7 protein-coding genes and 1 tRNA gene are annotated in these 6450 nt (G+C 59.0%); 2 read left to right on the top strand and 6 right to left on the bottom strand.

What is annotated here, in order from left to right; translation table 11 throughout:
- Positions 1-81: 81 nt before the first annotated feature.
- Positions 82-1785 carry a glutamine--tRNA ligase/YqeY domain fusion protein gene (locus KJA79_RS07335; protein ID WP_213041316.1) on the bottom strand — a complete coding sequence of 568 codons (1704 nt, stop codon included), beginning with the start codon at positions 1783-1785 and terminating at the stop codon, positions 82-84.
- A 200-nt stretch (positions 1786-1985) separates the two neighbouring features.
- On the opposite strand from KJA79_RS07335, the gene KJA79_RS07340 reads away from it, so the two are divergent.
- On the top strand, positions 1986-3134 hold the full coding sequence (locus KJA79_RS07340; RefSeq protein ID WP_213041317.1) for a hypothetical protein: 1149 nt from the start codon (positions 1986-1988) through the stop codon (positions 3132-3134).
- A 131-nt stretch (positions 3135-3265) separates the two neighbouring features.
- Here the strand turns inward: KJA79_RS07340 and KJA79_RS07345 are convergent, their stop codons facing one another.
- The 3 genes from KJA79_RS07345 to KJA79_RS07355 all read right to left on the bottom strand — a co-directional run bounded on the left by KJA79_RS07345 (position 3266) and on the right by KJA79_RS07355 (position 4777).
- Complete coding sequence (locus tag KJA79_RS07345; protein WP_213041318.1) at positions 3266-3679, bottom strand: DUF6941 family protein; 414 nt, start codon at positions 3677-3679, stop codon at positions 3266-3268.
- Positions 3680-3695: 16 nt separating this feature from the next.
- Positions 3696-4220, bottom strand: a complete 525-nt coding sequence (locus KJA79_RS07350; protein WP_213041319.1) for a hypothetical protein — start codon at positions 4218-4220, stop codon at positions 3696-3698.
- A 122-nt stretch (positions 4221-4342) separates the two neighbouring features.
- The gene (locus KJA79_RS07355) at positions 4343-4777 is read right to left on the bottom strand and encodes a hypothetical protein (protein WP_213041320.1); all 435 of its coding nucleotides are present in this window, start codon (positions 4775-4777) and stop codon (positions 4343-4345) included.
- A gap of 168 nt (positions 4778-4945) precedes the next feature.
- Between KJA79_RS07355 and KJA79_RS07360 the strand changes: the two genes are divergently transcribed.
- Positions 4946-5023: transfer RNA gene (locus KJA79_RS07360), tRNA-Glu, on the top strand.
- A 6-nt stretch (positions 5024-5029) separates the two neighbouring features.
- Here KJA79_RS07360 and KJA79_RS07365 read toward each other — a convergent pair.
- The gene (locus KJA79_RS07365; protein WP_213041321.1) at positions 5030-6106 is read right to left on the bottom strand and encodes a tyrosine-type recombinase/integrase; all 1077 of its coding nucleotides are present in this window, start codon (positions 6104-6106) and stop codon (positions 5030-5032) included.
- A partial coding sequence (locus KJA79_RS07370) for a helix-turn-helix domain-containing protein (RefSeq protein WP_246507479.1) occupies positions 6093-6450 on the bottom strand: 358 nt, incomplete at its 5' end. The genes KJA79_RS07370 and KJA79_RS07365, both read right to left, overlap by 14 nt.

Here is a 6450-nt window from a genome sequence, read left to right on the forward strand (position 1 = left end):
GGCAGGCGCAAGGTTGCCGAAGTCTGGACTGCTCCCACCTTGAGTGGGGCTGAAGCGGACTTGGCGGGTGACTGGAAGGCGTCAGCGTGAGGGTTGGGATTTTTCGATCTTCGCCCAGGCGTCTTTGAGCGTGACGGTCCGGTTGAAGACCAACTTGGCGGGAGATGAGTCGGGATCGGCACAGAAGTAGCCGACGCGTTCGAACTGGACGCTGGTGCCGGGAGTGATCGAGGCCAGGCTGGGTTCCACTTTGCAAGCCGGCAGCCGTTCCAGCGAACGAGGATTCAGGTGTTGCGTCCAATCCTGATCGGCTGGGATCTTGGCCGGATCCGTGAGCATGAGACTTTCATAGAGCCGTATTTCCGCGTCGACGGCATGGCTGGCCGACACCCAGTGGATCGTGGCCTTCACTTTCCGTTGCGCCTGCGCTCCGCCGCTTTTCGTCTCGGGATCATAGGTGCAGCGGAGTTCGGTGACCTCCCCGGTGGCCGGGTCCTTCACGACGCCGACACAGGTGATGATGTAGGCATACCGCAATCGCACCTCGCGGCCTGGTGCAAGGCGAAAGAACTGCTTGGGCGGATCTTCTTTGAAATCTTCCTGGTCGATATAAAGCACGCGGGAGAAGGGTAACTGACGTGTGCCCGCGGACGGATCTTCAGGATTGTTGACGGCATCGAGCTGCTCGACCTGCCCCTCGGGATAATTCTCGATCACCAGGCGCAAGGGGCGCAGCACGGCCATCACACGGGGGGCGCGTTTATTCAAGTCTTCGCGGACAAAGTGCTCGAGCAGCTGCATCTCGACGATGGCATCCCGCTTTGCCACGCCGATCGCCTCGCAAAAGGCACGCAGCGCCTCAGGGGTGAAGCCGCGGCGGCGGAGTCCCTTGAGTGTCGGAAGGCGGGGATCATCCCAGCCGTTCACCAGTTTGCGTTCGACCAGGTCGAGCAATTTGCGTTTGCTCATGACCGTGAATGTCACGTTGAGCCGGGCGAACTCAATCTGCTGGGGACGCTGCGGAGTCTCGCATTGGGCAATCACCCAGTCGTACAGCGGGCGATGGTCTTCAAACTCCAGGGTGCAGATCGAATGGGTGATGCCCTCGATGGCGTCGGAGAGCGGATGCGCGAAATCGTATGCGGGGTAGATGCACCAGGTGGTACCGGTCCGGTAGTGCGCCACATGCCGGATACGGTACAGCACCGGATCGCGGAGATTGATGTTCGGCGAGGCCATGTCGATTTTGGCGCGCAGCACATGGACGCCGTCGGGAAATTCCCCCGCTCTCATCCGGCTGAAGAGGTCCAGGTTCTCGTCGATGCTGCGTGTGCGATGGGGGCTGGGCTGGCCCGGTTCCGTAAGGGTTCCGCGGTAGCGGCGCATCTCGTCGGCCGTCAGGCTGTCGACGTAGGCGAGCCCTTTCTTGATGAGGCCGACGGCAAACTCATACAGCCGCTCGAAATAATCGGATGCGAAAAACATCTTGTCATGCCAGTCAAATCCAAGCCAGCGGACATCTTCTTGAATCGCCTGTACGTATTCAGGGTCCTCAGTCGTCGGGTTGGTGTCATCCATACGGAGATGGCACACGCCGCCCGGCTGCTCATTGGCGATGCCGAAATTCAGGCAAATCGACTTGGCATGGCCGATGTGGAGATACCCATTCGGTTCCGGCGGAAAGCGGGTGACGACCCGCCCATGGTGTTTGCCGGCAGCACGGTCGGCCGCGACGATCTCGCGAATAAAGTCGGAGCGTGTGGGAGGCTCTGGTGTGGTCGACATGGTGGTTGCGATTTCGCCGAGGCACGATGATGAAACGCGCATGGTTCTATCACAGAACCACGGGGTGGGAGAAGGGGGGCGCCGTGGTGGCACCGTGGCGAGGAGGTTTTTTCTGGAACGATCTCAGCTGGTATTTTAGAATCTCAGTCTGCGATCAATGTTCCTCGTAAGCCGACCGAATGTAATTTAAGGGAGATCGGATGATGCGTGGTCAATGGAGCGCACGGGTATTGGTGGTGCTGCTCGGCATGGTGTGGGTTGGAGGGCTTCAGGCAGGAGAGCCTGCCCCTCCCGAGACCTGTAGGCCCCAGCCTTTTGAGGCGAAGATGGAGTGCTACCAACAGCATTTGGAAACGGTGTTGCGGTCCGAAGGGACCGAGTCGGCGTTGACCGCTCTGGAACAGATCACGACACAGGATCCCGAAGCACTACGCGAGGCCCATCCGCTCGTGCACCACATCGGCCAGCGCTCGTTTGCCCATTACGGAACGGCTCCGGCTGCGCTCTCGCACTGCCGGGATGTTTTTTGGTCCGGCTGTTACCACGGTGTGCTGCAAGCATTTCTCAGCAGCCTTTCCAATGTGGGACCCCAACATATCCTGCCGCTCTGCCCCATCAGTGAGACGGTTTCGGCCTACTCGTTTCAGCGGTACAACTGTTTGCATGGTCTCGGTCATGGTCTCACCATTCAGTTTCGCTATGACGTGCTCAAGAGTCTGGCGTTCTGCGATGCCTTACCGGGGAGCTGGGATCGAGAGTCCTGCTATGGCGGGGTGTTCATGGAAAACATCGTCACCTTCCAGCAGGCGCACCGGGTGCAACCGGCCGGCGAGCATCATCACCATGAGGCGACCAGTTTCCTGAATCCCCAGGACCTGTTGTATCCCTGCTCGGTTCTGACGGAGAAATACCTGCGGGCCTGTTACTTGATGCAGACATCGGCGGTGCTGACGTTTTTGAATTACGATTTCGCCCAGGCCTTTACGCAATGCGCCCGGGTGGAAGGGGAGCACCAGACGACTTGTTACCGAAGCCTGGGGCGCGATATCAGCGGCTACACGTTGCGTGATGCGGCTCGGGTAAACGAACTCTGTCGGCTGGGGCAAGGCGATCAGATCCAACAATGCTTCATCGGCGCGGTGAAGGACTTCATTCTCACTGATGCCAATCCGGATCCCGGTCTGGCCCTGTGCCGGAGCCTGGATGGGCCGTTTAAGAAAGACTGCTACGCCACCGTCGGCGAAATGGTTGTGCCTTTGTATGATGATAAGAATAAGCGGGCACAGGCCTGTCGCAGGGGCGAAGAGCCGTACGTCGAGGCTTGCCTCGCCAACGCCACGGCGTTTTAATCAGCCTGCTGATCGCCCCGATCCTTCCTCGCGCATGAGGTGGTGACGGATGCCGCGCGCTCGTTGCGGAACCCGCTCTGCATGCCCACCGTGTCCGGTTCCCCTTCGAGATCTGCCGAGCGCTTCCCGGGCTAGATGCCGGCCGGGGGCGTCACCTGGATCACGTTGAAATCTTTTTGCGCGATCACGCGGCCGTTCATGCGCAGCCGAAATTCGTAACGCCCCGGCAGGGGGAACAGCAAGGCCGGAACATTGATGCCGAAATCAGCAATCTGTAGCCGATCCCCGACCACAATCTCCGGAAGCGAGGCGCGACAGACCAGTTGGTCGGTGTTGACGTGCATCAGGTCGATGTCGAAATGGTAGATGCCTTCGGCGTCGGTCAGGCAGAAGTAGAGGCCGAGTTGCTGGTGCTGAAAGGGGAAGCTCATCGCCTGAAGGTGCGTGAAAAGACCGATCAGGGATTTTTTCTTAGTGAGGCTGTCTTCGATGACGGAGTCGCAGACCAGGAAGGCTTGGATGCTGGGAGTCGGACTGTCCGTCATGGGATTAGGGGGAGGCTCACCCCAGCACCGCGGTGCCGCCGCGCGCCTCGAATACGTCGCCGAACAGGGTATGGGTGGAGCCGATGCGGCAGAAGTGCGAGGTAATTTCGATGAGTTGGCCGCGATGCGAGTAGAACTTTCCCGTCGCCACGTGGATTTTCTCCCCCGGTGCCACCGCCGCTTCTAACACCGTCTCGCCGCTTTCCTGATCCGTCACCTTAAGCCAAGGCAGGTTGGGAAAGAGAGTAGGCGGGGAATCGCTCGTATTCAGGGAAAAGCGGTTACCGTCGTTGAACGCCCAACGATTGCGACGCAGGTGGGCAACATGATTGCCGCTGCCGTCGTACAGGTCGATCGTGAGGAGAATGCGATCCAGTTCTGGTGCGAGCTCCAGCACCAGCTGCTCTTTGCCTTGTACGCGGATGACGCCGTTGGTATTGCGGAAAATGTTGGAGCCAAGCCGGATTTCCAGGCTGTGTTTGTGGCGGTCCGACTCGGCCTGGTGGGATGCGTGTGATGCGTCAGGATTGCGTAGGTCCATGCGTCGAGATCTAGGGCGATCAGAAGACCGGTTGAGCAACGCATTCGAGCGTTGTTTCCCTGAGCAAGTGGAGAGCAAGGTAGGCCGTTAGTCGGGCGCTGTCAAGTCTGTTGTGGGATCGGCTAGGGAGTCGCAGGGCCTTCACGCTCGTCTGAGTCGGTGGCTGTCACGCAGACGGTGACGTCTTGCTCCGTCTGGTTGGCTAGCGGAATCGTAATGGTCTGAGAGACGGCGCCGCCCCCGGTTTTATGTGAGGCCGGGACCACCTTGGCGATCACGGGCCCATCTCCGGCATTATAGTAAATGGTGGTATGGGCGAGGTTCGTGAGCGGTTTGCCGTCCGTCCCGGTCGTGGGTTCGGTATACGATACGGTGATGGTGGATTTCGGCGGCTTCACATGCACCTTCGTGGTAGTGCCACACTTGGTCCATGCGCTCGAATTGGGTGGGGCGATCATCCCTTCCATGAAGCTGGCTCCGCAGCCAGCCAAAGTCATAAAGGTGGGAAGCAAGCCGGCAACGACGAACTCCTTGGGACCCAGAGAGAGCAGATGCATAGGCGCACTTTAGGCCAATTCGCTAAACGCTGCAAGCCGGGGTTGCGCGACGGGCGGTGGTTTTTGTATCGACTGGCGCGTCCGTGCCCCAGTGACTTGCCGTTTGAAAAGGTAAAACCGGCTATGGTACAGTCCTGCTCTTTCCGCTTCCGCATGAGTCGACTCTCCGGTCCCATCGTCTAGCTTGGCCTAGGACGGAGCCCTCTCAAGGCTCAGACACGGGTTCAAATCCCGTTGGGACCACCAACCTTTTCAGGCAGTTAGCACGAGCCGGGTCGGACCTACCCCCGGCATTGTGCTAAATTTGTGATAGTCGTCCTTAAACACCTGCACCGCTTCCCGCAAATTCTCCGGCGCCAGATGCGCATAGCGTTGCGTCATCCGTCCGTCGCGATGGCCCAGTAAACGCTGTACGCGATACAGATCTACGCCTTTCTGCACCAGCGCAGAAGCGAACGTATGCCGCAGGTCGTGAAAGCGGAAGTTCGTCACGCCTACAGACTCGCAGGCGCGTCGAAAGGCCGTCGTGACCATATCCGGCGTCACCGGTTCCCTGTCCTCCGTGTGTTGCAGGAACACCGGGCCGCTTGCGAGTGGTCTGGATGGTCTCACGGTTTCCAAGGTCCTCAATGCAGGATCACACAGCGGGATGCCTAAACGATCCCCGTTCTTCGTGTGATCTAGAATGATGAGCCCCCGGGCCATATCGACTTGCTCCCACTGCAAACACACCACGTTTTCCCGGCGTAGGCCGGTATAGCGTGCCAGCATCACGATCGGTTGCAACCATATCGGGCAGGCTTGGTAAATCCTCGCCAACGTCTCGTCATCGCAGTACCGGACGCGGGCATTGTTCACCTTGCCCATCGACACGCGACAGACCGGATTATCACGGCACCATTCCCACTCTCGAATGGCGATATTGAAGGCGGTCTTCATCAAGGCCAATTCCTTCACGATGGTGGCTGGCGCGGCTCCCGCTTGTTGCCGTTTCCACTTGTACGCGGCAATTTCCTTCGGTGTGACCTGAACCAAGGTCTTCTTTCCAAAGACCGGTAGAAGGTGAGCCAGGACGCCTCGCGCCCTTCGTTCGCCATGACGGCTCGCTCCCACGACTCGTTCAGCCACGTAACGCTCGACCATCTCTTCAAAGGTCCGTTCTTGTTCTTCGAGCCGGTCGAAATAGCGACCTTCGACCAACTTGACCTTGATCTTTCCGAGCACCGCTTCTGCGAGTCGGCGGTCCGTACATTCGGTACTCCGCCGGATTTGCCGCCCCTGATAGACAAACGTCATCCACCACACTTTGTTGCGCTTAAACAGCCCCATCTGCATCCTCCTTCTGGATGAGGCCTGATTTCGGTCTAGTTTCCCCGTGCCGGGGAGTATAGACCTCGGATTTCGCCGCTTCAATGAGATGGTCTAGGTCGCGGGTATCGTCGCGTCTGAGGGCGGGTAAGCGGCTTGCTGTGGCCGATTCAAAGGCATCGAGCCACTTCCGAATGTCTTCTCGTTCAAATCTGACGAGGCCATGAATGCGACGGCACGGAATTTTGTTCCGTGAGGCCCAGAGGTAGAGTGTGGATTCTTTGATGTTGAGCCAAGCCGAAAGCTCTTTGACAGTGAGCATGTGCAGATACACCGGGGGAGTCTGACGACACCCCCAGTCCCCC

This window comes from Nitrospira defluvii (assembly GCF_905220995.1).
GTDB lineage: Bacteria > Nitrospirota > Nitrospiria > Nitrospirales > Nitrospiraceae > Nitrospira_A > Nitrospira_A defluvii_C.

Coding starts and splice junctions, on each gene's coding strand:
- KJA79_RS07355 (WP_213041320.1), bottom strand. CDS start 4,777: ATGCATCTGCTCTCTCTGGGTCCCAAGGAGTTCGTCGTTGCCGGCTTG.
- KJA79_RS07350 (WP_213041319.1), bottom strand. CDS start 4,220: ATGGACCTACGCAATCCTGACGCATCACACGCATCCCACCAGGCCGAG.
- KJA79_RS07365 (WP_213041321.1), bottom strand. CDS start 6,106: ATGGGGCTGTTTAAGCGCAACAAAGTGTGGTGGATGACGTTTGTCTAT.
- KJA79_RS07340 (WP_213041317.1), top strand. CDS start 1,986: ATGATGCGTGGTCAATGGAGCGCACGGGTATTGGTGGTGCTGCTCGGC.
- KJA79_RS07345 (WP_213041318.1), bottom strand. CDS start 3,679: ATGACGGACAGTCCGACTCCCAGCATCCAAGCCTTCCTGGTCTGCGAC.
- KJA79_RS07335 (WP_213041316.1), bottom strand. CDS start 1,785: ATGTCGACCACACCAGAGCCTCCCACACGCTCCGACTTTATTCGCGAG.